The organism is Sphingobium agrisoli (assembly GCF_041877245.1).
GTDB lineage: Bacteria > Pseudomonadota > Alphaproteobacteria > Sphingomonadales > Sphingomonadaceae > Sphingobium.
In genome coordinates this window covers 203465-228714 of the sequence record NZ_JBHDJI010000001.1, presented here as the reverse complement: position 1 = coordinate 228714, position 25250 = coordinate 203465, and the positions used below count along the sequence as shown (strand labels likewise).

Annotated in this window: 19 protein-coding genes and 1 tRNA gene; 14 read left to right on the top strand and 6 right to left on the bottom strand. The window is 63.5% G+C overall.

Translation table 11 applies throughout. From position 1 onward, the window contains the following. Nucleotides 1-126: 126 nt before the first annotated feature. The 3 genes from ACETPF_RS01065 to moaA form a co-directional block, all read right to left on the bottom strand. Nucleotides 127-201: transfer RNA gene (locus tag ACETPF_RS01065), tRNA-Asn, on the bottom strand. 79 nt (nucleotides 202-280) lie between these two features. Then, nucleotides 281-1057 carry an NAD kinase gene (locus ACETPF_RS01060; RefSeq protein ID WP_373932416.1) on the bottom strand — a complete coding sequence of 259 codons (777 nt, stop codon included), beginning with the start codon at nucleotides 1055-1057 and terminating at the stop codon, nucleotides 281-283. Next, nucleotides 1054-2064 (bottom strand): GTP 3',8-cyclase MoaA, encoded by a 1011-nt coding sequence (gene moaA / locus ACETPF_RS01055; RefSeq protein ID WP_373932415.1) that lies wholly within the window; start codon nucleotides 2062-2064, stop codon nucleotides 1054-1056. The genes ACETPF_RS01060 and moaA overlap by 4 nt, the downstream gene beginning before the upstream one ends. A gap of 93 nt (nucleotides 2065-2157) precedes the next feature. Between moaA and ACETPF_RS01050 the strand changes: the two genes are divergently transcribed. Further along, nucleotides 2158-4200: a putative bifunctional diguanylate cyclase/phosphodiesterase gene (locus ACETPF_RS01050; protein ID WP_373932414.1), complete on the top strand. Its 2043-nt coding sequence runs from the start codon at nucleotides 2158-2160 to the stop codon at nucleotides 4198-4200. On the opposite strand, the gene ACETPF_RS01045 is transcribed toward ACETPF_RS01050, so the two are convergent. Genes ACETPF_RS01045 through ACETPF_RS01035 form a run of 3 tightly spaced genes read right to left on the bottom strand, consistent with a single transcriptional unit; the run spans nucleotide 4197 to nucleotide 5777 of the window. Further along, complete coding sequence (locus ACETPF_RS01045; protein WP_373932413.1) at nucleotides 4197-4592, bottom strand: MAPEG family protein; 396 nt, start codon at nucleotides 4590-4592, stop codon at nucleotides 4197-4199. The genes ACETPF_RS01050 and ACETPF_RS01045 overlap by 4 nt on opposite strands. 56 nt (nucleotides 4593-4648) lie before the next feature. Then, nucleotides 4649-5383: a TorF family putative porin gene (locus tag ACETPF_RS01040; protein WP_373932412.1), complete on the bottom strand. Its 735-nt coding sequence runs from the start codon at nucleotides 5381-5383 to the stop codon at nucleotides 4649-4651. Further along, a complete protein-coding gene (locus tag ACETPF_RS01035) occupies nucleotides 5370-5777 on the bottom strand; it encodes a hypothetical protein (RefSeq protein WP_373932411.1) in 408 nt (135 codons plus the stop codon). The genes ACETPF_RS01040 and ACETPF_RS01035 overlap by 14 nt, the downstream gene beginning before the upstream one ends. A 164-nt stretch (nucleotides 5778-5941) precedes the next feature. Here ACETPF_RS01035 and ACETPF_RS01030 point away from each other — a divergent pair, with 164 nt between their 5' ends. From ACETPF_RS01030 to ACETPF_RS00970, 13 genes are all read left to right on the top strand, one after another. After that, complete coding sequence (locus tag ACETPF_RS01030) at nucleotides 5942-6643, top strand: NAD-dependent deacylase (RefSeq protein ID WP_373932410.1); 702 nt, start codon at nucleotides 5942-5944, stop codon at nucleotides 6641-6643. A gap of 76 nt (nucleotides 6644-6719) precedes the next feature. Further along, on the top strand, nucleotides 6720-7457 hold the full coding sequence (locus tag ACETPF_RS01025) for a class I SAM-dependent methyltransferase (protein ID WP_373932409.1): 738 nt from the start codon (nucleotides 6720-6722) through the stop codon (nucleotides 7455-7457). Beyond that, the gene (locus ACETPF_RS01020) at nucleotides 7454-8749 is read left to right on the top strand and encodes an MATE family efflux transporter (protein WP_373932408.1); all 1296 of its coding nucleotides are present in this window, start codon (nucleotides 7454-7456) and stop codon (nucleotides 8747-8749) included. The genes ACETPF_RS01025 and ACETPF_RS01020 overlap by 4 nt, the downstream gene beginning before the upstream one ends. Then, the gene (locus ACETPF_RS01015; RefSeq protein WP_373932407.1) at nucleotides 8746-9891 is read left to right on the top strand and encodes a glycosyltransferase family 4 protein; all 1146 of its coding nucleotides are present in this window, start codon (nucleotides 8746-8748) and stop codon (nucleotides 9889-9891) included. Before ACETPF_RS01020 ends, ACETPF_RS01015 begins: the two co-directional genes overlap by 4 nt. Continuing rightward, on the top strand, nucleotides 9888-10634 hold the full coding sequence (locus ACETPF_RS01010) for an FkbM family methyltransferase (protein ID WP_373932406.1): 747 nt from the start codon (nucleotides 9888-9890) through the stop codon (nucleotides 10632-10634). Before ACETPF_RS01015 ends, ACETPF_RS01010 begins: the two co-directional genes overlap by 4 nt. A gap of 3 nt (nucleotides 10635-10637) precedes the next feature. Next, a complete protein-coding gene (locus ACETPF_RS01005) occupies nucleotides 10638-12380 on the top strand; it encodes an MFS transporter (RefSeq protein WP_373932405.1) in 1743 nt (580 codons plus the stop codon). A gap of 385 nt (nucleotides 12381-12765) precedes the next feature. Further along, nucleotides 12766-15516 carry a class I SAM-dependent DNA methyltransferase gene (locus ACETPF_RS01000; RefSeq protein WP_373932404.1) on the top strand — a complete coding sequence of 917 codons (2751 nt, stop codon included), beginning with the start codon at nucleotides 12766-12768 and terminating at the stop codon, nucleotides 15514-15516. 5 nt (nucleotides 15517-15521) lie between these two features. Beyond that, nucleotides 15522-17585, top strand: coding sequence for a DEAD/DEAH box helicase (locus ACETPF_RS00995; RefSeq protein WP_373932403.1), 2064 nt, complete (start codon nucleotides 15522-15524; stop codon nucleotides 17583-17585). Further along, nucleotides 17578-18765, top strand: coding sequence for a GIY-YIG nuclease family protein (locus ACETPF_RS00990; protein ID WP_373932402.1), 1188 nt, complete (start codon nucleotides 17578-17580; stop codon nucleotides 18763-18765). The genes ACETPF_RS00995 and ACETPF_RS00990 overlap by 8 nt, the downstream gene beginning before the upstream one ends. A 401-nt stretch (nucleotides 18766-19166) precedes the next feature. After that, on the top strand, nucleotides 19167-20195 hold the full coding sequence (locus ACETPF_RS00985) for a CHC2 zinc finger domain-containing protein (RefSeq protein WP_373932401.1): 1029 nt from the start codon (nucleotides 19167-19169) through the stop codon (nucleotides 20193-20195). Then, nucleotides 20192-23380 (top strand): RNA-directed DNA polymerase, encoded by a 3189-nt coding sequence (locus ACETPF_RS00980; protein WP_373932400.1) that lies wholly within the window; start codon nucleotides 20192-20194, stop codon nucleotides 23378-23380. The genes ACETPF_RS00985 and ACETPF_RS00980 overlap by 4 nt, the downstream gene beginning before the upstream one ends. Beyond that, on the top strand, nucleotides 23377-24285 hold the full coding sequence (locus tag ACETPF_RS00975) for a carbon-nitrogen hydrolase family protein (protein WP_373932399.1): 909 nt from the start codon (nucleotides 23377-23379) through the stop codon (nucleotides 24283-24285). The genes ACETPF_RS00980 and ACETPF_RS00975 overlap by 4 nt, the downstream gene beginning before the upstream one ends. Then, nucleotides 24285-25196, top strand: a complete 912-nt coding sequence (locus ACETPF_RS00970; protein ID WP_373932398.1) for a 3'-5' exonuclease — start codon at nucleotides 24285-24287, stop codon at nucleotides 25194-25196. Before ACETPF_RS00975 ends, ACETPF_RS00970 begins: the two co-directional genes overlap by 1 nt. Nucleotides 25197-25250 lie beyond the last annotated feature (54 nt).

Here is a 25250-nt window from a genome sequence, read left to right as displayed (position 1 = left end):
CAGCTCTTGGGCAAGGGGGGACTGGCGGTCGAGTTCAACGAACCTTTTTGGGATGCTTGAAAAAAGCTTCGGTTCGGATGCCGGTCAGGAACCCCCGAACGGGCAGAAAATCCGCCTAATATTATTTGGCTCCCCGAGTAGGATTCGAACCTACGGCCATTCGATTAACAGTCGAATGCTCTACCGCTGAGCTATCGGGGAGCAGCCCCGCTTCCGCTGGGCAGGCCGCGCCTATAGCAGCGGGTTTCCGAAGATGGCAAGCGGCAATTCACGGAAAAAATTACGCGATGAACTGCTCGGCGGCGATGCGGTCGTCGAGCGTGTGTTCAGGGTCGAAAAGCAGCGTCAGAGCGGTTGCGCGGTCGATGCCGACCGCGACCTGCGCCACGTCGCGCACTTCGCGCTGGTCGGCAACGGCGCTGACCGGGCGCTTGACCGGATCGAGCACGGTGAAGCGGATGGCGGTGTTTTCCGGCAGGATCGCGCCGCGCCAGCGGCGGGGGCGGAACGGGCTGATCGGCGTCAGCGCGACCAGCGCCGATCCCAGCGGCAGGATCGGGCCGTGTGCCGACAGATTATAGGCGGTCGATCCCGCCGGGGTTGCCACCAGCACCCCGTCGCATACCAGTTCGGGCAGGACGACGCGGCCGTTCACCTCGACTTCCAGCTTGGCGGTCTGTCGCGTTTCGCGCAGCAGCGACACTTCGTTGATCGCGGGGATCGAAAATTGCTCGCCATCGACGGTGTCGACGGTCATGCGCAGCGGATTGACCTTGAAGCTCTTGGCGCTTTCCAGCCGCTGGTCGAGCCGTTCAAGCCGCCATTCGTTCATCAGAAAGCCGACCGTGCCAAGGTTCATGCCGAACACTGGCAGGATGCGGCGCCGCTCCAGCATGGCGTGCAGCGTCTGGAGCATGAAGCCATCGCCGCCCAGCGCGACGATCATGTCGGCCTGGTCGGGCGGCACGAAGTCGTAGGTGGCGCGCAGCCTTTCCTCTGCCGCGCGCGCGGCCTGGGTCGGGGACGCGACGAGCGCGCGCCGCGGTTCGCTGCTCATCCGCCGGTGACGCTCATATGGCGCCGGGTGGCGGCGGCTTCGCCCGCGCCGATGCGGAAATCATGGGCGGCGGGCTTCAGGCGCAGGGCGCGGTCGATCAGCGGCTCGACGGCGGAAAGGCCGCCGGACCGTAGCGCCGCCTTGAAATCGACATGGTCCTCATGGCCCAGGCACATGAAGATCTTGCCCTCGCAGGTCATGCGGATGCGGTTGCAGTCGGCGCAGAAATTGCGGGTGAGGGGGGTGATGAGTCCGAGCTTCACGCCCATACCCTCGACCGCATGATAGCGCGCCGGGCCGCCGGTGCGGTGGGGGATGGGGCGGAGCGCATGATGCCGGCCGATCGTGTCGGCGACTTCGGTAAGTGGCAGATAATGGTCGGTGCGGTCCTCGCCTGTTTCGCCGAGCGGCATGGTCTCGATCAGCGTCAGGTCGAAGTCCTGCGCGTCGCACCAGCGCAGCATGTCGAGGATTTCGTCGTCGTTGATCCCGCGCAGCGCGACCATGTTGATCTTGATCGCAAGCCCTGCCGCCTTCGCCGCGTCCAGGCCCGCTATCACCTGATCGACGCGGCCACCGCGCGTCACATGGGCGAAGCGGTCAGGATCGCGACTGTCAAGGCTGACATTGATCCGTCGCACGCCGGCCTCCGCCAGCATGTCGGCATGGTCGGTCAGGCGCGTGCCGTTGGTGGTGAGCGTAAGCTCTTCGAGCCCATGGCCGATATGCCGGCCGATGCGGCGCACCAGGTCGCCGATATCGCGCCGCACCAGCGGCTCGCCGCCGGTCAGGCGGATGCGGGTGATGCCGCGCGCCACGAACAGGTCGGCAAGGAGCGCGATCTCCTCCAGCGTTAGCACCTGATTTTTCGGCAGGAACTGCATTTGTTCCGCCATGCAGTATCGGCAGCGCAGATCGCACCGGTCGGTCACCGAAATCCGCAGGTAGCTGATCCGGCGGCCAAGGCCGTCGGTCATCTGCTTGCGCGGGGGATCGGCCGGAACCATGGCGTTTAGCTAGGCGATGGACAGGGTCGGCGCAAGCGCCCCGGTTGCGGCGCATGCAAGAGGTCGGTAACGGCTTGCTGCTAAGGCAGCGGGATGCGCGCGGCCGGGGACGAGAATTTGGGAAGCGGAGACCAGAGCGCGGACAGCCAGCGCAGCCTGTTCATCCTGTCGCCGGGTGACCGCGACGGGCTGAGCCAGGCCGCGCAACGCGTCGGCTGGCGCGCGATCGGCGCTCGGCGCGCAAGGGATGCGGCGCAGCGCTTCCTGCACAGCGAGGCGCAGGTGGCGCTGGTCGATCTGCGCGGCAGCGGCGACGCCAAGCGCTGGCTGGAACTGCTGGTGCCGGCGATGGAGGCGGGCGGGGGCGCGCTGCTCGTGCTGGTGGACGCGGCGGCCGAGGATCGGGTGCCGGCGCTGCTGGCGGCGGGCGCGACGCATTATCTGATCGCGCCGGTGACGGACGGGGCGCTGCGCGCGGCGCTCGCTTCGGCGCACCGGCTGGTCGAGCGGCTGGGCGGCGGAGTGCAGCAAAGCCAGCGGGCGCAGCGCATCCGGCGCGGCGACGCGCTTTACTGGACGTTGCCGCGCGGGCAAGGGCGGTTGCGGCTGAGCGACGGGCTGGCGCGCCATCTGGGGCTGGAGCAGCCGATCGTCGCGGTGTCGGCCATGCTGCGCGCCTTGCCCCGCACGGAACGCCGCAACGTGCTGACGGCGCTTAAGGCGATGCGGCGGACGGGGCGGGCTGCCGCGCTCGCCCACGCGCTTCCCGATCGGCCGGACCAGCGGCTGGTCCATCATCTGCGACTGGAAGAAAGCGGGATCGCCGCCGACGTCGAATGGCTGTCCGACGCGCAGGAGCGGGACGGGGCGAGCCGCGACTATCTGACCGGGCTGCAATCGCGGCATGCGGCGCTGGAATGGCTCGACCGGCGCCAGGGCCTCGCTACGACGATCCTGCTGCTGTCGATCAGCCAGTTCGACCGGATGAATGCCGCCTATGGCCAGGTGGTGGGCGACGCGCTGCTGGGGCGGATTGCGCGGCGGATCGAGCGAATGGTCGACGATGTTGCGCCGGGCGCGACGGTCGCGCGGATCGCGGGGACGGAATTTCTCGTCGGGCTGACCGGCGAAGCGGCGGGCAGCGACCGTGCGACCTTCCTCGCGCGTCAGCTGATCGGCGCGATCGGACGGCCGTTCAGCGCGGGCGATCATCTGATTCGGCTCACCACCCGCTGCGGCATCGCGCAGGCGCGGTCGGAGGATGATGCGACCCAGTTGCTGCGACGGGCCGGGACGGCGCTTGCCGATGCGCGGCAGGCGGACGGGGAGGGCATCCGCATCCTGTCGGCCGATCGGCACAGCCGGCAGGTGGACGCCGATCGGCTGGAAACCGACCTGCGCCTCGCGCTCGACCGGGGTGAGATCGGCATCGTGTTCCAGCCTCAATATCCGGTCGATACGGATAAAATCAGCGGCGTGGAGGCGCTCGCGCGCTGGAATCACCCGCATTACGGGCCGCTGGGCGCTGGCATATTGTTCGCCACGGCCGAGCGGTCCGACTATATGCTGCCGCTGTCGGCGCATATCCAGGCCGAGGCGCTGCGGCAGGCGGCGGCATGGCCGCGCGCGCTCGCCGACCTGCGGCTGTCGATCAACCTGACGGCGGCGGACATCGCGCAGCCAGGATTTTTGAAGAGCCTGCTGGGGCTGGTGGACGGCAGCGGCTTTCCCCGGTCGCGGCTCACCGTCGAGATCACCGAGAGCGGCCTCATTGAGGATGTCGCGGCGGCGGGCGCTCTGCTGGCGGCGCTGCGGGCGGAGGGGCTGGCGGTCGCGATCGACGATTTCGGCACGGGCTATTCCAGCCTCGCTTATCTGAAGAGCCTGCCGCTCGATTATCTCAAGATCGACAGCGGGCTGGCGCAGGATATCGCCGGCACCGCGCGCGATCGCATCATCGTGCGCGGGGTCATCCACATGGCGAAGTCGCTGGGCCTCAGGGTCATCGCGGAAGGGGTGGAGACAGAAGAGCAGCTGGGGCTGCTGGCGCGCGAGGGGTGCGACTATTATCAGGGCTTCCTGCGGTCGGCGGGGGTATCGTCCGCCGACCTCATCAATCTGGTGCTGGCGGGCTAAAGCCCCAGTAGCGGCCAGAGCGCGATGAGCAGGCCGACCAGGCTCGCCAGATAGATGATCGTCCGTACCACCGGCACCCCGAATCCATAGAGCGGCAAATAGACGATCCGCGCGCCCAGCCAGATCCAGCCGCCCATCGCAGTCCATTCGCTGCTCCGTCCCGCCAGCACGACCCCGATCAGGGCGACGATCGCGATCGGCAGCGTCTCCATATAGTTCGCCTGTGCCCGCACCAGCCGACCAGCGAGCGGGTTCAGCGGCGGCAGGCTCTCGTCGCGCGCGCCCATATTCCATTTGGGGCCATATTGCTTGGTCTTGACGTGCGCGGCGGCGAAGATGTGGACGAGGAGCAGGATCATGCTCCAGGCAAGGATGGTGAGTTCGACAGGCATGGCGGTCCCCTTCCATCCTCTCCATAGCACGGACAAGAGCAACGGGACAGGCGGCGTCAGAAGGAGACGCCGACCCGCCCCACCAGCGTCGCGCCGGCTTGGGCTCTGCCCGGCGCGGCAATGTCGGTGTCGGCGTAGCGCAGCCCGGCCGACCATCTGCCGCGATACCAGTCCAGAGCAACGCCATGGTCCCAATAATTCCCTGCGGGTCGCAAGCGCGCGGCGCGGACCGGATCGCGCGTGTCGCCCGTGGACCGGCCGACATGGCCCGACAGAGTGAGCGCTGTGCCCGGTATCGCGGCCGACGCGCCGGCCGACAGGTATAGCAGGTCGCCGCCGATCGCCGACTGGCGCGGCGCATAATGAGCGGAGAGGTCGAAGCTGGCCGGGCCGAGCGTGACGCCTGCCGTCGCGCCGACTTCGCCATAGCCCTGATGCGATGCGCCGGGGAAGAGATGGTAGCGCCCGTCCACACTCAGCCGCCAGCCGCCCAAATGTCGCGTAAAGGTCGCACCGAGATCGGCCGCGACATCAGCGCTGCCATGCCGGGGGCTGCCCCGCAAAGTCGTCGCCACGCCGTCGAGGCTGAGGCCGTCCGCCATGGGCACGGAAACGGCCGCGCGAAGCGCCGGGTCGCCGTCGCTCCAGCTCAATCCTCGCCGGCGATCGTCGCTCAGCAGATCGACAGTGATGCTCGGGCCGCTCGCCTGCGCCGCGGCGGGTGCGGCATGGCCGGCGAGCAGCAGCGCCCCCAGCCATGCCGCCTCCATCAGGCGATCAGTTGACCGCAAGCGCACGCGCCGAATCCAGCTCGGCGAGCAGAGGCGCGCGATCCGCTTGTGCAATCGCGACGATCCGTTGCGCGATGGCATCGCGATGCCGCGCCAGGATCGCCGCCCCGCGCTCGCGATCGCCGGTACAGGCGCCTGCGTCGTTGCCGGAAAAGCGCTGGTCGGTGGCGATCGTGCGGGCGTGGGCCGGGCCGTGATCGAGCCGGCGGTCGACCATCACCGCGACCGTCCAATGGCAGCGCTGCCCGTTCATCCGCGCGCCGGTCTTCGCGCCGACGGTGCGCGCGCTGGTCTCCGCCCGCGCGACATAGGTCGCCCCGATGGTCTGGCCGTGATGCTCGATGGTGACGCTGTGGGTCGCGGCGGCGGCCGCGAGGGCAATGAGCATGGTCATGCATAGTCTCCTGCTTGTGGGACGCCGTGCTTTGCTGCGCGGTCGTCGCGGCGGATGTAGTTCTGCCCTGTTGCCCGATCTTTGCCCGTTCATGAGGAAAGGCGACATGCTAAGGGCGTTCTCGCCCATTCCCCTTGGCTTCGCAACGGGTTAGGAACAGCGTCATGATCCATGATATCGACTCCATCGTCATCCTGACCGGCGCCGGCATCAGCGCGGAAAGCGGCCTCGCGACCTTTCGCGGGCCGGATGGCTTGTGGGAGGGGCACCGGGTTGAGGACGTCTGCACGCCAGAGGCTTTGGCGCGCGACGCGGACCTCGTGCATCGCTTCTACGACGAGCGGCGGGCGAAGCTGGCGGCGGTTTCGCCCAACCCGGCGCATGAGGCGCTGGCGGCGCTGGATCGGGCGTGGGGCGGCGACCTGCTGATCGTGACGCAGAATGTCGATGATCTGCACGAACGGGCCGGGGCGACGCGGCTGATCCACATGCACGGCGAACTCAAATCGGCGCTCTGCGCGGCCTGCGGCAAGGCGCGGGCGTGGGACGGGGCGATGCCGCCAGGCTCGGTATGCGACGGGTGCGGCCGGCCGGCGCTGCGGCCCGACATCGTCTTCTTCGGCGAGATGCCTTATCAAATGGAGGCGATCGACGCGGCGCTGGTCCATGCCGACCTGTTCGTGTCGATCGGCACGTCGGGCGCGGTCTATCCGGCCGCCGGCTTTGTGCAGACGGCGCGGCACCATGGCGCGCGCACGCTGGAACTGAATCTCGATCCTTCGGCCGGCAGCTATTATTTCGAAGAGACGCGGCTGGGTCGGGCGAGCGAATTGGTGCCCGCGCTGGTGCGCGAACTGCTGGCATGACGCGCACAACCCCCTCGCATATCGCGGCGCTTATAGTATAGCGCCCGCTTCGACGGGTCCGGCATGGAGCGCCAGGGTGATTACGGTTCAGCGGGTGGCGAAGGCCGCCGGCAAGCATCTGACCAAAGCGGCGCTCAAGGTCCGCAAGGCTCTCGGCGCGCGTCGGAACCGTGGTTGCCCGGCGTGCGGAGCGACGGTGGTCGGCTTCTTCCGCTATGGCGACAACCGCGAATGGGGTTGCCCCGAGTGCGGCGCATCGCCGCGCGAAAGGCTGATGAACTGGCTGATCGGCGACGGGCGGCTCACCGTGCCGGCAAAAGGCGCGATCCTCCATATGGCGCCCAACGAAGCGAGCCTGGTGCGCCGCTTTTCCATCGCGGCGGATTATGTGCCGGCGGACCTCTTCCCGGGTATTTACGCCGTGCCGGGAATGCGGCGCGTGGACCTGATGGCGCTGGACGCGGTGGAACGCTACGACCTGTTCTACGCCAGCCATGTCATGGAGCATGTGCCTGACGACGCGGCCGTGCTCCGCAACATCTTCCGCGCGCTCAAGCCCGGCGGCGAGGCGTGGCTGATCGTGCCCCTGTGGGACAAGCCCACCCAGGACGGCAGCTTTGCGATGTCCCCGCGCGAGCGCGAGCGGCGCTTCGGCCAATGGGACCATGTGCGCCAATATGGCCCCGACTTCGCCGACCGCATCCGCGCGGCGGGCTTTGATCTGGAAGAAATCGACGCCGCTACGATAGACCCCGACACGCGCCATTTCTACGCGCTCGACGACCGGCTGTTCCGGGCGACCAGGCCACGATGAGCCGCCTTGCGCGGCTGGAGGGGTCCGCCCGGATGTTGGCGCTGGTGAAGCTCGCCAATGTCGCTTTGGTGCTGGTCTGGGGCTTCGCCGTCACCTTCGTGTTCGTGCGGGTGCTGCCGATCGACGAGTTCCAGTCCTTCCTGCTGCTGGTCGCATTCGGAAATTTCACGATCTCGGCCGAGTTCGGCCTGACCAGCATCATCTACGCACGGCTGCGGCGGCACTGGCTCGGAAGCGACGCTGGGGAGAGCGGCTTCCGGCTGGAGGAGATGGGCGTGCTGTTCCTGTTCCTCGCCCTGCTTATGGTCTGCGCGACCGCGATCCTGATCGGCGCGCTGGCGGCGGGATTGATGGCAACGGGGATGCCGCTCCTGTTCCTGCTCTTCTTCCTGTCGGCCTGCCTCAACCTGCCTGCGCTGCTCGCCAAGCGTGCCCTGGCGGCGGTGGACGGCAATTTTCTCTGGGAAGCGCTGGATTGCGGGCGGAGGGTGGTGACGATCGCGCTCCTGATGGCGATCCTGGCGGGCATGGACCCGCGCCTGTCGGTGGTGCTGCAACTGGCGGTGAGCCTCGTCGCGATCGGCTATGCCATCGCGCACGTCCACCGGCGGCTCGACATGCGCGGCCGGCACTGGATGGCGTTTCGCGTCGGGGGCGGGCATGTGCGGGCGCATTATTTGCGCGATATCGGCGCGTCGGCGGCGTTCACTGCTTCGGACATCATCGCCTATAACGCGCCCTATTTCACGATTGCGGCTGCGAGCGGCGACGCGCGGCCGATGCTGATCTTCGACTTCTTCTTCAAGATGGCGCGGGCGCTGTCGATGCTGGTGCGCGCGGTGGTCGAGGCAGCCCTGCCGCGCATCACCCGCGCCTATCATGCGGGCGAGACGGCACGGCTGCGGCAATTGCTGGGGCGGGCGTTGGCCGCTTCGCTGCTGTTCGGCGGCGGGCTGGCGGCGGTGTTGCTGGTCGCGGGCGATCGGCTGTTTTCGATCCTGTTCGACGGCCGCGCGGCGATCAGCGCCATCGACCTGTGGCTGATCGTCGCGGCGCTGGGCGCGCTCACCATCCTGTGCGTGTCGGTCTATGTCCAGGCGGCGCTGGGCCGGTTCGGGATGCTGCTGCGGCGGTCGCTGCCCTTCCTTGCCGGATCGCTGGCGAGCGCGCCTTTGGCCGCAATACTGTGGCCCACGCGGTTCGATGTCGGCTTCCTGGCGCTCTATGCCGCGACGCTCGCGGGCGTCGCTGCGCTGCACGCTCTGGCGCTGCGGGGACTGACACAGGGATGAAAGTCGCGATGGTCGATCCCTCGCTCTTCACCGGGCGCTATGACGACAGCCTGTGCGCGGCGCTGGCAAGCGAGGGCGCGGGGGTGTCCCTGATCGGGCGGCCGATGCGGGGAACCGATGCGATCGTGCCGAAAGGCTATGCTTATGCCCCGCACTTCTTCCGCTGGAGCGAGGCGCTGCGCGCACGGATCGGGGAGGGGGCGGCGTTTCGGGCCGCCAAGGCTGCGGACTATGGCTGGGCCTGCGCGCTGGGCGATCTGACGCCGCTGACCGGGGCGGATGTCGTCCACATCCAGTGGCTCCCGCTCGCGCCGGCCGACGCGCTGATGCTGCGGCGGTTGAAGGGGCGGGCGGCGCTGGTGCATACGGTGCACAATGCGGACGCTTATCATGACGATGCCGGGGTGCAGGGGCGCGGCTATCGCGCGCTGCTCGACCGGTTCGATGCGCTGATCGTGCATGGCGAGGTGACACGCGACACGCTGCTTCGGCAGGGCGTCGCCGCCGCGCGCATTCATGTGACGCCGCATCCCCCGATGCGGCTGGCGCAGGCGAGTGCGGACGATCTGGCGGCGGTGCCGGTGGCGGTGCGGTCGCGACTGCTCTTCTTCGGCACGATCCGGCACTATAAAGGCGTCGATCTGCTGATCGAGGCGTGCCTGAAGCTGTGGCGGGATGGCCATGATTTCGAACTGGTGCTGGCGGGCAAGCCTTTCATGGACATCGCGCCGCTGGTCGAGGCGGTGCGCGCTGCGGGCTTCGGCGATCGGTTGCGGACCGACTTCGGATTCCTGACCGAAGGCCGGCTCGACGCCCATATGGCGCGCGCCGACATGATCGCCTTCCCCTATCGCAAGATCGATTCGAGCGGAGCGTTTCTGTCGGCGCTGCACCATGGCAAGGCGATGGTCACGTCCGACGCCGGCATGTTCGGGTCGCTACCCAAAGGCGCGGCGGTCCGCGCCGAGGCCGGAAATGCGGCCCGCCTGGCCGACGCCCTCTTGCCGCTGATCGAAAGCGCCGCCATCAGGCAGAGCTATGGCGCGGCGGCGCGCGCCTATGGAGAGGCGATGGGAAGCTGGAAGGACATGGCGGTGGCGACGATCGGCATCTACGAAACCGTGCTGGCCGGGCGCGCATGAACCGCTATCGCCGCGAACTGGGCGACCGGCTGCTGGCGATGAAGCTGGCGGCGGCGGGCCGGGTGCATCAATATCCCGAGGTGCAGGCGCTCAGGCGCTTCCTGTCGGCCTTCGCCGTCGATTGCCTGTTCGATGTCGGCGCCAATCGCGGCCAATATGCGACGATGCTGCGGAAGGATGTGGACTATAAGGGGCTGATCCTCTCGTTCGAGCCCAACCCCGATGTGCATGCCGAGCTGGCACGGCGCGCCGCGGGCGACCCGCGCTGGCACACCTTCAACATGGCGCTGTCGGATTTCGACGGCACCGCCAGCTTCAATATCATGGCCGCCGACCAGTTCAGCTCGCTCAAGCGCCCGTCGGGCGCGCAGGACGCGATCTTCGCCGATCGGAACAAGATAACCAGGACGGTGGAGATGCAGTGCCGCCGGCTCGACACGCTGCTACCTGAGCTGCGCGCGGCGCATGGCTTTGCGCGGCCGTTCCTTAAGATGGACACGCAGGGGCATGACCTGTCGGTTTGCGAAGGGGCGGGCGACGCGCTTCCCGACATGCTGGGCGTCCAGACCGAATTGGGGGTGCGTCCCATCTATGAAGGCGGCACCGGCTATCGCGCGATGATCGAGTGGCTTGAAGCGCGCGGCTTCGTTCCCTCCGCTTTCTTCGCCAACAACAAGGGCCATTTCCCGCTGCTGGTCGAGATGGACGGGATTTTCGTCAACCGGACGCTGGTGAGGGACTGAGCCATGGCATCGGGCCGCGCCTTCCTCGATGCGCGCCGCCTGTTCCTGGCGGGCGCGATCGGGCTGGCGCTGTGGCTGGGCGCGACATTCCTGTGGCACGTGACCTACCGGCAGGGCATCAGCCTGGCGGTGATCCTGCTGCTGGACCAGGATTTCCCGGCCCTGCTGGGGTCGCTGCTGCTGCTGGCGCTGGCCGCGCCCTGGGCGGAAGGGAAGGGGTTCGCACTGCCCCGCCCGACCGCGCGCATCGTCGTGCCGTTGATCGTGCTGATGGGCATGGCGGCCTGGGCCGGCCATTATGCGCTGTTCCAGGATTATTCGATCAGCCGTGACGAGGAAGTGGCCCGCTTCGCAGCCGCCTATATGCGCGAAGGGCTGTTCGCGCGGCCGATCCCGGTCGAATGGGAACCCTATCGCCGGGCGATCATGCCCGAATTCTTCTCCCCCTTCGGCGCGGCGGATTATTGGACGGCGGCCTATCTGCCGGTCAACAGCGCCATCCAGGCCCTTTTCTGGCAATTGGGCGATCCCAATCTGGCGGGGCCGGCGCTGCTCATGGCGGGGCTGTTCGCGCTCTGGCGGGTGGCGGCAAGGCTGATGCCGGACCGCCCCGATGCGGTCTGGGTCACGGTGCTGCTTGGATGCTCGTCCAGCCAGCTCTGGATTACGGCGATGACCCCCTATGCGATGACGGGGCATTTCGCGCTCAACATGGTGTGGCTGGCGCTGGTGCTGCGCGGCGGCGTGATCGGCCATGCGAGCGCGGGCCTCGTCGCGCTGATCGCCGCCGGGCTGCACCAATGGCATTTCCCGCCCATCTTCATCGCGCCCTTCATCCTGTGGATGCTGCTGGCGCGGCGCTGGACGGTCGCGGCCTTTCATGCGCTGACTCTGGTGGCGATCGTCATCTTGTGGGCGAAGCTGTGGCCCGGATTCCTGCTCCACGCGCTGGGCGCGCCGGCCGACATTCGCCCTTCGGCAGGAGTAGCGGACAAGGTCGGCAGCCTGTTCGAGCGGCTGGGCGACCGGTGGCAGCCGCTGGTCAACATCAGCCGTTATGTCGCGTGGAACAATATCCTCATGGTGCCGCTCGCCGCGCTCGGCATCGCGGCGATGGACAAGCGCGCGATGATCCGGGGGCAGGAGATCGCGCTACCCTTGGCGCTTGGGTGCCTTGCGGGATGCGCGCTGGCGCTGGCGCAGGGCTATGGCTGGGGGTTCCGCTACGCCCACGGCTTCATCGGCCCCTTCTGCCTGCTTGCCGGCCTCGGCTGGGCGCGTTTCCGGCCGAAGGACGCAATGCGCCCGCTCATGATCGGCCTCGCGATCACCGCTCTGTCCAGCGCCTATCTGGTCTGGCGCACCCACGCCTTCGTCGCGCCCTATGCCGCCAGCCATCGCCTGATCGATTCGAGCGAGGCGGACGTGGTGCTGGTCGATCCGCGCGGCGGCCTCTACGTCACCGACCTGGTGCGCGGGCGTGACGGCGTGCCGGGGCGGCCGATGGTCATGAACCTCGGCATGCTGACCATCGATCAGCTCGACGCGCTCTGCCGATCCTATGTCGTCGAACTGTTCGAGCGCGCCGATTTTCGTCCGCTCGGCGTGCCGCTGGCGCGGTGGAATTTGGATCGCATGGACATGCTGCGCGCGCATATGAAGGAAATGGACTGCGACAAGCCGGTCCAGCCGCCGCTGCCCGACACGTTCGAGGATGCGATGAACGCCGCCGGCAACGCGATGTGAGAATGAAAAGCGAAATTCTGGAGGCCGAGCCGGAATCGAATTGATGGCGTAGTGAATTGATATTGCATTGTAATTTCGCCTAAAGTTTAGGCCATTCCATCAATCGGTCCATCAGAACAGAATTCAAAATGGGTTCAATTCCCAAAGCAGGAATCGATATCGCTTCGGCTCCCGATTCGCAGCGCAGCCTATCAACCCTTATGGTTAGATAAAACCTATGCACTCGCTCAAAATATCTGCAAATTCTCCGCGCTAGCGAGGGGAATGCATCTGACAGTTCCAGGGATCTGTTCGGTCTGCCGATCAGAATGTAGAATAGCAAATGTGAAAGGCACCTGTGTATCTCAGCTTGTTCTCACCCACGTTGACGTCCTAGTTAAGGACCATGAACGCGGTTGAGATCGAACAGGCAATTTCGGAGTTAGCAGAGCACACCTTTGACCGGGCGGAGTTTCCGTTTGCGTTCCTTGAGGCCTTTGGAAACAAGGCCACGACGCTCAAGAAACTGCGCAGCGGCGCCTCGAATGCGTCGGACTTGCCGGGTGGTGTTCTTCAGCGCAGCAACATTCATATTGCAACCTGCGATCCGGGAACCGTCGACCAGACGCTCAAGGCGCTTCGCGAAAGCCAGAAAACGGCGTCCTCAAAAGCCAAATTTATCCTCGCTACTGACGGGACGGATTTCCAGGCGGAAGACCTCAACTCGGGTGAAACCGTCGCCTGTACCTTCGCCGACTTTCCCAACCACTTCGGCCTGTTCCTGCCCCTCGCCGGTATCACCACCGTCAAGCAGATCCGCGAGAGCACGTTCGACATCCGGGCGACGAGCCGGCTCAACAAGCTTTACGTCGAGTTGCTGAAGGACAATCCCGATTGGGCCACAGCCGAGCGCCGGGCCGACATGAACCACTTCATGGCCCGGCTAATCTTCTGCTTCTTCGCCGAGGACACCGACATCTTCAATGGCGAGGGCCTGTTCACCCGCACCGTCGAGAAGATGAGTGAGCGGAATTCGAGCAACACGCATGAGGTCATCGGCCAAATCTTTCAGGCAATGGACACGCCCACGCGGCACGATGGCAAGCTGGACGATCGGTATCGCAAGGCAGCCGGCACTCCGCGCTGGGCGGATGTGTTTCCTTACGTCAACGGGCAGCTGTTTTCCGGCAGCACCGATGTGCCGCGCTTCAGCCGTATCGCCCGGTCGTACCTTATCCAGATCGGCAACCTGAACTGGAAAAAGATCAACCCCGACATCTTTGGCAGCATGATCCAGGCGGTCGCAGACGACGAGGAGCGCGGGGCGCTCGGCATGCACTACACGAGCGTGCCGAACATCCTGAAGGTGCTGAACCCGCTTTTTCTCGACGACCTGCGGGCGGCGCTTGAAGAGGCGGGCGACAACGCCCGCAAACTGCTCAATCTGCGCAACCGGATGGCGCGCATCCGCGTATTCGATCCGGCATGCGGTTCGGGCAACTTCCTGGTCATCTCCTACAAGCAAATGCGGGAGATCGAGGCCGAGATCAACGTGCGACGTGGTGAGGCTTACCGCAAGTCTGCCATCCCGCTGACCAACTTTCGAGGCATTGAACTGCGCGATTTCCCTGCCGAGATTGCGCGTCTGGCTCTGATCATCGCCGAGTTCCAATGCGACGTGATCTACCGAGGCCAGAAAGAGGCGCTCGCTGATTTTCTCCCCTTGGACAGCCAGAACTGGATCACCAACGGCAATGCCCTGCGGCTCGATTGGCTTGCCCTTTGTCCGCCGAACGGCACCGGCGTTCGGATGCAGGCAGACGATCTGTTCGGAACGCCGCTGGACCAATCCGAGATCGATTTCGAAAACGAGGGTGGAGAGACCTACATCTGCGGCAACCCTCCTTACATCGGGGACAAATACCAGACCAAGGAGCAGAAGGACGATCTCCGGACATTCAAATCCGGCAAGCAGGAAGTGCGGGCAGTCGATTATATCGCCGGCTGGTTCTGGAAGGCTTCGGACTACATCAAGAACGGAGGACGCTTCGCCTTCGTGTCCACCAACTCGATATGCCAAGGGGTTCAGGTTCCGCTGATCTGGCCGAAGATATTCGCCAACGGTCAAGCCATTTTCTTCGCGCACGAGAACTTCATGTGGGGCAACAACGCAGCGCGAAACGCGCAGGTGACCTGTATTATCGTAGGCGTGGCAGATGCCCAGGAGCGCAAGAAGTTCATCTACTCTGACGCAGCCCGAAAAGAGGTCGCCAACATCAACCCCTATCTCTCGCCGGGCGATACCGTCATCGTGGCGAGGGCATCGGAGCCCATTTCCGAGCTGGGCGTGATGTTCGGCGGCAACATCCCGCGGGACCAGGGCAACCTCTTGTTGTCGACCGACGAGGCCCGGACCCTCCTCGACGATTACCCGGAGGCAAAGCCTCTGATCCGGCCCATCGTAGGCTCGGCTGAGTTCATCAATGGCCTGCAGCGATACTGCCTCTGGATCTCGGATGATCAGGCTGATCTTGCATACTCGATCCCTCCGATCGCGGAACGGCTTGAAAAGATCAGAGAATATCGCTTAAACGGCAGCGAGCGTGGGCGTGCTGGTCTCGATACGCCCCACAAGTTCGAGCGCACGATCACCGGCAAGAACAACACTATCGTGGTGCCAAGCGTCTCGTCCGAGCGTCGCGAATACTTGCCGTGCGGATTGATGCCGCCGGACGTGCGCGTGTCCAACCTCGCTCTTGCCATCTATGACGCGCCCATTTGGAACCTTTCGGTTGTGGCCTCGAGGCTGCATTTGGTTTGGGTGGGTGCCGTCTGCGGCAAAATGAAGACCGACTTCCGGTATTCCAACACCATGGGCTGGAATACCTTCCCGGTTCCGAAGCTAACCGAACAGAACAAGGCCGACCTCACTCGCTGCGCGGAGGGCATCCTGCTGGCGCGTGAAGCCCATTTCCCCAAGACGATTGCCGAGCTTTACGACCCCGAGAAGATGCCCGACAACCTGCGGCACGCGCATGAACGCAATGACGAGGTGCTGGAGCGAATCTATATCGGACGCAAGTTCCGAAACGACACCGAGCGGCTCGAGAAGCTGTTCGAACTCTATACCAAGATGACCGGCAAGAAGGCGGCCTGAACTCAATGGCAAACGGCGATATCATCCCCACGGTCACCTTCCGCCCCGCCGGCACCGGTGCAACGGCCAAGGCAAACGAGCTCGGCATGCGGCCGATGCAAGCCCGCGCCTATGACAAGCGCGGTGAGCAGTACCTGCTCATCAAGTCGCCACCAGCTTCGGGCAAGTCCCGAGCGCTCATGTTCATCGCGCTCGACAAGCTGACAAACCAGGGCGTTAAGAAGGCGATCGTCTGCGTGCCGGAGCGCTCGATCGGGGCGAGCTTTGCCAGCGAACTGTTGAGCAAGCATGGTTTCTGGGCGGACTGGGTGGTCGCGCCGCAGTGGAACCTGTGCAACACACCCGGTGCCGATGACCCGAAGGTTGCCAAGTCTAAGGTCAAGGCAGTCGGCGAGTTCCTGGCCGGCGACGAGCGCGTACTGGTCTGCACCCACGCTACCTTCCGCTTCGCGTTTGACGACCTCGGCGTTGGAGCTTTCGACGACACCGTCATCGCCATCGACGAGTTCCACCATGTCTCGGCCGACGCCGGCAACCGGCTCGGTGCGCAGCTTGCTCAGCTGATCGCGCGCGACAAGGCGCACATCGTGGCCATGACCGGGAGCTACTTCCGTGGCGATGCCATCCCCGTGCTCGCGCCTGAGGACGAGGCGAAGTTCGAGACGGTCACCTACACCTACTACGAGCAGCTCAATGGCTACGAGCACCTGAAAGTGCTCGACATCGGCTACAGCTTCTACTTTGGCCGCTACACCGACAAGATCTCGGCACTGCTCGATCCGACGGTGAAGACCATTGTCCACATTCCCTCGGTAAATTCGCGCGAGAGCCTCAAGGACAAGCACCGCGAGGCCGAGGACATCATGAACCACCTAGGCGACTGGCACGGGATCGATCCCGAGACTGGCTTTCACCTTCTGCGCACGGCCGCCGGCGGGATCATCAAGGTCGCCGATCTGGTCGACGACGATGCCGCGAAGCGCGACAAGGTTGTAGCTTCGCTCAAATCGCCCGAAGCCCGGACCAACCGCGATTTCGTCGACATCATCATCGCGCTCGGCATGGCCAAGGAAGGATTCGACTGGATTTGGTGCGAGCATGCGCTGACCGTCGGCTATCGTTCGAGCCTTACCGAGATCATCCAGATCATCGGCCGTGCAACTCGTGATGCTCCGGGGAAAACGCGCGCCCGCTTTACCAACTTGATTGCCGAGCCGGCCGCCGACGATCCGCTCGTGGTCGATGCAATCAACGATTACCTGAAGGCGATCGCGGCCAGCCTGCTAATGGAGCAGGTCCTGGCACCGCGCTTCGAGTTCACCCCGAAGGACGCAGGGCCGAAGCCGGGCTTCGACTATGGAGAGGACGGCTACAAGGAGGGCGAGGCCAACGTCGGGGTTAACGCCCAGGGCCAGATGCATTTCGAGATCAAGGGCCTGAAGCTGCCGACCAGCATCGAGGCGACCCGCATATGCCGCGAGGACCTGAACGAAGTGATCGCCAGCTTCGTGCAGGACAAAACCGTGGTCGAACGCGGCATGTTCGACCCCGACGTGGTGCCCGAAGAGCTGACCCAGCTGAAGATGGGCAAGATCATTCGCGAGAAATACCCCGAGCTCGGCGCCGAGGATCAGGAAGCCGTGCGCCAGCACGCCATTGCCGCGATGACCGTGACGCAGCAGGCCAAGGCGATGATCGCAGGCGATGTCGTCGACGGCGAGATCAAGGCAAACACGGCATTCATCGACGGCGTGCGCAAGTTCGCGCTCAGCGTCACAGACCTCGACATTGACCTCATCGATCACGTCAATCCGTTCGATGCCACCATCGCCGTCATGGCCAAGGCAATGGACGAGGCCACGCTCCTCCAGGTGCAGGCGGTGATCAATGCCAAGAAGGACAAGCTGACCTACGAGGACGCCCGCGCGCTCGCCGAGCGCGCACTGGAGTTCAAGCGCGAGCGCGGCCGGCTGCCCTCGCTGACCTCGCAGGATGCCTGGGAGCGCAAGATGGCCGAGGGGATTGCCTTCCTCCAGCGCCATGCCGCAAAGGCCGGCGCCGATGGCTGAACTGAGCGACCTCGAATTGCTGGCGGAACTCGGCGTCGACATGACGCCCGAGGTGCAGCGCGCGCTGACGCCTCTGCAGGAACGGATTGTCGCTGGGTTCGAGCACATTCAGCGGTTCGTTGCCGAGCAGGGCCGACTGCCCCAGCATGGCGATGACCGAGACATCTTCGAGCGGCTCTATGCAGTGCGCCTCGACCAGCTTCGCGGCATGCCGGAGGCGCGTAACTTGCTCGCGCCGCTTGATACCGACGGCATTCTCGACGGAGCTACCCCCGTAGCGGCTCCGGCAGCGCTTGACGACGATGCCTTGCTCGCCGAACTTGGCATTGCGAGCGGTTCTGGAAATGATATTACCCAGCTTCGCCATGTCTCGTCGCGCGCGGAGAAGCGGGCAGCCGAAGAGATCGCCAACCGAGAACCGTGCAAGGATTTCGCGGAGTTCAAGGGCCTGTTCGAGCGGGTCCAGATCGACCTCAAGGCGGGTGCCCGGCAGGCCAAGGTGCTGGATCAGACCGAGGTCACCCTGGCCGAAATCCAGCCCAGTAACTTCTTCATAGTTGGCGGGCAGCTTGCCTACATCGCCGGTTCGACCGAAGATTTTGTCACCCAGTATGAGCGCAAGGATCGCCGTGTCCGTGTCATCTACGACAACGGCACCGAGGCGACCGTCCTATCACGTTCCTTCCAGAAGGCACTTTACCGCGACGAATCTGCGCGCCGCATTACGGAGGTCAGTGCCGGCCCGCTGTTCGGCGACACCGCCGAACCCGATGACCTTGCCAGCGGCACGATTTACGTTCTGCGGAGCAAGTCAGCCCACCCTTACGTCCACCAGCACCGCGAACTGATTCACAAGATCGGGGTCACGGGCCAATCTGTTGCGAGCCGGATCGCCAATGCGCGCAATGACCCGACATTTCTGCTCGCCGATGTCGAGGTCGTGGCCGAGTACAAACTCTACAACATCAATCGCAGCAAACTCGAAGGGTTGATCCACCGCGCTCTCGGTCCTGCGCGCCTTGATCTCTCTGCTGGTGACCGGTTCGGCAAGACTGTGCAGCCGCGCGAGTGGTTCCTTGTACCGCTGAACGCCATTGACGAACTCGTCGCTAGGATCAGCGACGGGACGGTGACTGCATTTTGTTATGACCGGCAGCATGCGCGCTTTGTGCCGGTCTAACCTATTGTCACGCCTGTCCATTTTTTGCGCGCATAAGACAGTGTGAGACACAGGATTTGTCCGCTACCGCCAACAGAGCAGTCATTCACTTCATCTTCGCATCATCCTGAAAGCCGCCATCCGTTCATCGCAGCAGCAAACAATCGGATTGGGCTGTTGTGGGTTATAGCATTCCGACAGGTTATTGGCTTGCTGAGTTCGAAAACTGGACATGGCCTCGGCGGTTGATGAACGTCATTAGGTTAACACGTCGACTGGCTTGCAAGGCGAACCATCTGCTGATTGTATGTCGGGAGGGGGCAGTATGATGACGACTACCAATAGATCGAACAACAGCAGCAGAGTCAACGGCGGTCAGTTGACTCAATGTCGCTGCCAGTGGTGATTGAGATCGTCCGGATATGAGATATGATCTCGAACGGATCAAGACAATCCCGATTGCCAATGTTGCAGCGGATCTCGGCTTCGCGCTCTCGCCGAGAGGAGCTGGGCGATGCCGCCTACCTGGACATCCGGATCAGCGGCCGTCCTTTTCGCTGCGTTCTGCCACCAACGGTTTCTCGTGCTTCGGCTGTCAGCGCTCCGGAAGTGTGATCGATCTCGTCATGACAATGAACAATCTCGACTTCTCGGCTGCCTGCCGCTGGCTGAATGACAATTATCTCAACAGCACCGGCTCTGCGCCTCGATCGCGACCCCCACGATCGATCCACCATGGGCCTCTGCCGGCACTGGTACAGCCTTCGCCTCACGGTTTCGACCCTGAGGTATATGGTTGGATTCTTGACCAGTCGCCGCTTGCCGAGAGCGGCAGAGCCTACCTCCAACAACGGGCTTTCAGCGCAGAGACAATTACACATTTTCGAGTTGGTCAGATCGGTGAACGCGCTGCGTTGTTCCGGCGCGCGCTGTCGACATTCGGTATGGCGCGTCTGGATCAAGCAGGTCTCGTTATGCAGGGACGCTATGGACCCCTCCTTTGCTTGCCGTCGAACTATCTCCTCTTTCCCTTCTTGCAGGACGGCACAGTCGCCTACCTGCAGGCACGTCGCGCGGACGATCGCAAGGACTATCGCTGGTTCTGCCCAGCGAAGCTCCTACCGCCACCATACAATCTCGACGCGCTTGCCCAATCAGGTTCGACGATCACGATCTGTGAAGGGATCACCGACGTGCTCTCGGCGCACGAACTCGGGATGCTTCCGATCGGGCTTCTTGGGGCGATGCGCGACCTTGGACCTGACATAATCGACCGCCTCATAGGCCGTAACATCGCAATCTTCGCCGACGCTGATAGGTCCGGGCGCGGACTTGCCAAGAGGCTCGGTGGGCGTCTTGCCGCGCGTGGCATCACCGTGGTCACCAAGAAGCTGCCGCCCAAGGTAAACGATCTGAACGACTATCTCCGATCCCGGCGAGGCATCGCATGACTTGGTTCAACCTTCTCCTCATGCCCGAAAACCTGCTCTGGGCATGGCGCAAGGTGCGACGCTGCTACCGCATGGCGGACGGGCTCTTCGATCAAGCCGAGATTGCGGCTTTCGAACTGAATCTCGAAGCAGAACTAGCGTCCATTCGGCACGACTTCGAAACAGGGAATTGGAGAAATAGGCCTATCAGGTTAGTCCCTCAGCCGAAGAAGCCGGGCAAGGATGGAAAGCCACGGCTACGGCAATACTTCGAAGTCGCCGTTCGTGATCAAGTCGCTTGGATTGCCCTCGTCAATGTTCTGGGACCGGAACTGGACCAGAAAATGCCGGCGTGGAGCTATGGAAACCGGCTGTATCGGGCTGCGTGGTATGAGGAGGAGACCGCAGAAGGGCGACATTCCAAGCTGAATATCGGGCCCTATCGGCACTCAGCGGGTTATCTCTACCGCCATTTCAAACATAGCTGGCCGCTCTTCCGACGTCACATCTCGCTCACCGCACGCAAGATGGTCGGCGAAAACATTGAGGAGGACGATCTCGATGCTGGCGAACGCTTGGCGCTCGAGCAGGGCGATCGCCTTGCCTACTTCCACCCATCTTTCTCGAGCCATCCGGCGTCTGGCAGCGACACGCTCTATGCTGCATCGCTGGATCTGAGCAAATTCTATCCATCAGTGCAGGTCACCGCGATCCAACGGGGCTTCAACACTCTGGTCGAGGGGTTTGCTGACGAACCTCGTCTCTCAGCACTTCTCACCACAATGCTTCGTTTTGAGGTCGACGACGAAGGCCTCGACCAAGCGCTCAAGGCCAAAGTCGATCCTATTGCGCCTGTCGGTCCGTTCGATGGTATACCGACAGGCTTGTTCGTCGGTGGCTTCCTCGCGAACGTCGCCATGCTGCCCATCGATCGGGAAGTCGAGAAACTGCTGCTGGAACACCGCGACGTCGCTCATTTTCGCTTCGTCGACGACCATGAGTTTCTGGCATATGATTTCGACCGGCTCTTAGAGTGGATGACTGAATATGCTCATCTGCTCGCACGACATGGCATCGGTGTGGAGATCGAGCGCGAGAAATACAGTCCATCGGAACTGAAATGGCTACTTCACCCTGATGAGACAGAAGCGCCAATGGCGCTGTCGGAGCTTCGATCTGTCGCAATCACTGCCGCGTCTGTTGATGGTCGCAAGCCCACTCAGCTGATGACACGGACCCTAGCGCAGGTTTCGATGTTGGCAGCGACTGACTTTGACCTACTGACCGATGCCGGCCGCAGCCAGCGGCTCGAGCAACTCGAATGGCTGTTGCTCGCCAACATTCCGAATCACGAGATCCGCGGCGATACGCGCATGGCCTTCGCCGCTGCTCGGATAGCCAATCTCACACCCGCCTTATTTCGCCCGAACGAGGAGCTTTTGTTCGAACATCGCCGGCTCCAAGCGGCCATCCGTGGCAAGGCCACCACCGATCTGGACCCCGCTCTGGTCAAGCCGTTTCTTGACCGCATCGCTGAACTCGAGAAGACCGAACACGAGAACTGGCGAGCACTCGTAAAACGTCATTTCGGGCTGCTCTTCGAAGCCTTTGCCACCCACCCCGACAAGGTCAGGCTTTTCACGCGTTTGCTCGATTATTGCCGTGTGACCGGACACGATGGTTTCGACCGAGTGCGTCGCTGGATGGCCGATCACGCCGACGACGATCACAAGTTCCTGCAGTCATATCTGGGAGCGATGGCGTTGCACGTCCTCGCCCGACATGTACTAACCGCGAGCGTCGCCCTTTCCAGGCCTGACCTGCTCCACCGCGAACGAGATGCGGCACGAGCGTTCCTCGGGAATCTGCTGCGTGCGGATCTCGAGGCTTTCGTCCCCCGACCAAGCGAAACTGACCGACTGCAACGGTTCCAATGGAATGCGCGTCGGGCATTCGAAGCCGCGCTGGTGCTTGGCTCAGCCGAGGTCGCGCTGACGGACGCTTCGCTGTCGAATGAGATGCTGGTACGGGCGATCGGTTCCGAGAGGGCGGCAGCACCCATCTTCGCCGTGCTGCTCGATATGACCGGAGTGCCGCTGGGCGTCTGGTTCCACTGGCTGTTCGCGACCACCGGCGCACATCCCATGCAGCCGCCCGTCTACTGGGCGACGGCGGCCGTGAGTTACGAACCCAGCCGCCCTGAGGATTGGAACGGCCTGAGACGCTACCCCCGGCACCTGCCCCCTGCAGCCTGGAAGCGCTTGGCTGAGGATCCGTTTCTTCTCAAGAGTGACGACGAGGGCTGGCTACTCGACGCAGCAAGGACGCAGCCCGATCGCTTTGCGGCTCTACCAAACATCGCACCGGTCATCGGCGACGTCCGCGCGCGGGTGACTAACTTGCGAGCGACGCTATCGCTCGTTGAATGGACCGAGAAGACAGCCGCGATGGACCCTAGTGATCCACGCAGATCGGAGTGGACCGCGTTAGAGATCGTTCGGCAGATTCTTGAACCGATCTTCGATCCCGAAGGGCCCGATATGGACTATCTCGACAGGCTTCACCCTGAGGGCGTAGGCATTCCGCTCGAATGGCTACCCGTTGACTGGAAGGCGCTGCCGGAGGCAGCCGACGCGGGCGACAAGATCACGTGGGAAGCTTGGCAGAGCCTGATGCGCCGCACCAGAGTCGCCCCCTCTCCCGGATTGAGGGACTATCGCTATCATGAGGTGCTGGTATCCGCCGACGATCGCGCTTGGCCACGCCGACTCCGTGCGCTCGGTCAGATACTCTGGGGCATGTTGCGGCAGAGCTTCGTCCTGCCCGCGGCTTGGAACATCCGCGGCCAAGAGCGAAGCCTAATCGAGATCGTAGCCCGCGATGTCGAGCGGCTTCCGATCTCTTCCTTCACCATCTCGATCCTTCGGGCATGTCTGCTCCCACGAAGCCGAGAGACCTCAATGCTGACACAGTTTCCCATGTTGTTCGGCAATGCAAAGGGGCAGTCGGCCGATGACACCGAGTTCGATCAGCTTATCGACGGCCCTGACGCCCTGCTGGCGCAGATCAAGCAGGCACAGGATGTATTGCAGAAGAGCCAGATGACCGTCCTCGAGCATGAACCCCGGCAGCTTATTCCGGTCCGACTGCGGCAGATGGGCGCTTTTGTCGATGGCATGCCGAACGAGGATGAGCTCGAATTATGACAGTTCCGACCGAGCCGACGCTCGCACCCATTCTCAAGATCGGCATTATACAGACTTCGCTCGATCCTGCCGCCGCGTGGTCATCCGGTCCCAAGATGTCGCCGTGCGAGGAAGAAAGAGCGATTACGGAGATCCGGGGTTTCTTCGCGGCTTTTCACCAAGAGCAGCCGCCACCAGACATCATCGTGCTGCCAGAACTCGCGGTGCCCACTGGCTACGAAGCGACCTTGCGTAGAATGGCCGGGAAGATGCAGTCGATCGTAATTGCCGGGCTCGATTATCGCGCAGGAGACAAGCCCGGCGAGGTTCACAATGAGGCGCTGCTCATTGTTCCCAAGAGATGGCGCAATCGGAAGATGGGCGCCAAGGCAACGACACGTCGGATCGGCAAAACCTATGCGGCACCGGAAGAAGACAAGAAGCTCAAGAGTGTCTCGTGTGAGTTCAAGCGTGATCCGTCAGTATGGCTGCTCGATGGGGACGAAATTGGAACGTTTGGCGTGATGGTCTGCTACGACTTCCTCGATCTCGAGCGGATCGCGATGTATCGTGGCAAGGTCCAGCACCTCTTCATTTTGGCGCTCAACAAGGATGCGACATCGTTTCGCCATGTCGCCGAAGCGGTCGCACGCATGGTGTTCTGCAATGTGATCATTTGCAATTGCGGGCATTTCGGTGGTTCACTCGCCGTGTCTCCTTACCGTCTGTCTGAGCGCCGGACGATCTATCAGCACGCTGGGCCTGGTCTAGCTACCGCCCAGATTATCGAAATGCCCGTCGAGAGACTGCATCTGCATCAGAAGGGAGGCGACCCGCTCAAGGACGGCATCAAGGAGTTCAAAAGTCTGCCGCCCGGCTACCAATTCTCAGCGGTCTTGCTTGAAAAGCTGGCGAGGCTCGTCTGATGAAGCTTCTCGATTTCCTCAGGTCTCGTGTCAGCCCCGCGGATGAAGGAGAGCACCTCGCTCAGCGGCTGTCTCAGATTCCGGGGTTTCGAGTCTTGCGCGAACTCAGTTTCGCCGGACTAGTGGATAAGCTCGCCCCCCGATCCGCCGACATGCGGATTGTCGCTATCGTCGATACGGAGACGACAGGGCTCGATCCTACCGCGGATCGGCTCGTGGAAATTGCGATCGAACGACTGAGCGTCGATGCAGAGGGCCGGATCATCGAGATGGAACGTCCCCGTTCCTGGCGCGAGGATCCGAGGCGACCGATGCCCCCACGGCTGACCTTGCTCACTGGGCTTACAGATGCAGACCTCGCGGGATGCGTCTTTGACGACGAGAGCATAATAGCGCTCCTCGGAGGAGCCGACCTCATCATCGCGCACAACGCGGCCTTCGATCGGCCGTTCGTCGACCTTCGCTTTCCACCTCTGCAGCGCGGAGCCTGGGGTTGCAGTCTGTCCCAACTCGATTGGCTAACTCTCGGTTTCGACGGACGTTCGCTTGGACATCTGCTGTTCCAAGCTGGCTGGTATTTTCAGGGACATCGCGCCGAGCAGGATGTTCATGCCCTAGCCACGCTTCTCAGCAGCGCGGCGGGAGACGGCCGCACAATATTATCCCATCTTCTCGAACGCTGCGATCGTCCGAATTTTCGCATTGCGGCCGTTGGGGCTCCCTTCGATTCCAAAGATCTACTTAAGGGCAGAGGATATCGATGGGATGCGACGCGTCGTCATTGGTGGCGTGAAATCGATGGCGATGCTCTCGATGATGAAAAGGGCTGGCTCGATCACGCTGTCTACGGATCGTTCGGCGGACAGCCCACTGTGGCTAGGATAACTGCGAGTGAGCGGTTTGCCCGATAACCGATTTGGAATCGCTTGAAATACCTTCAATCGATATTCGTGGGGCAGATTGGT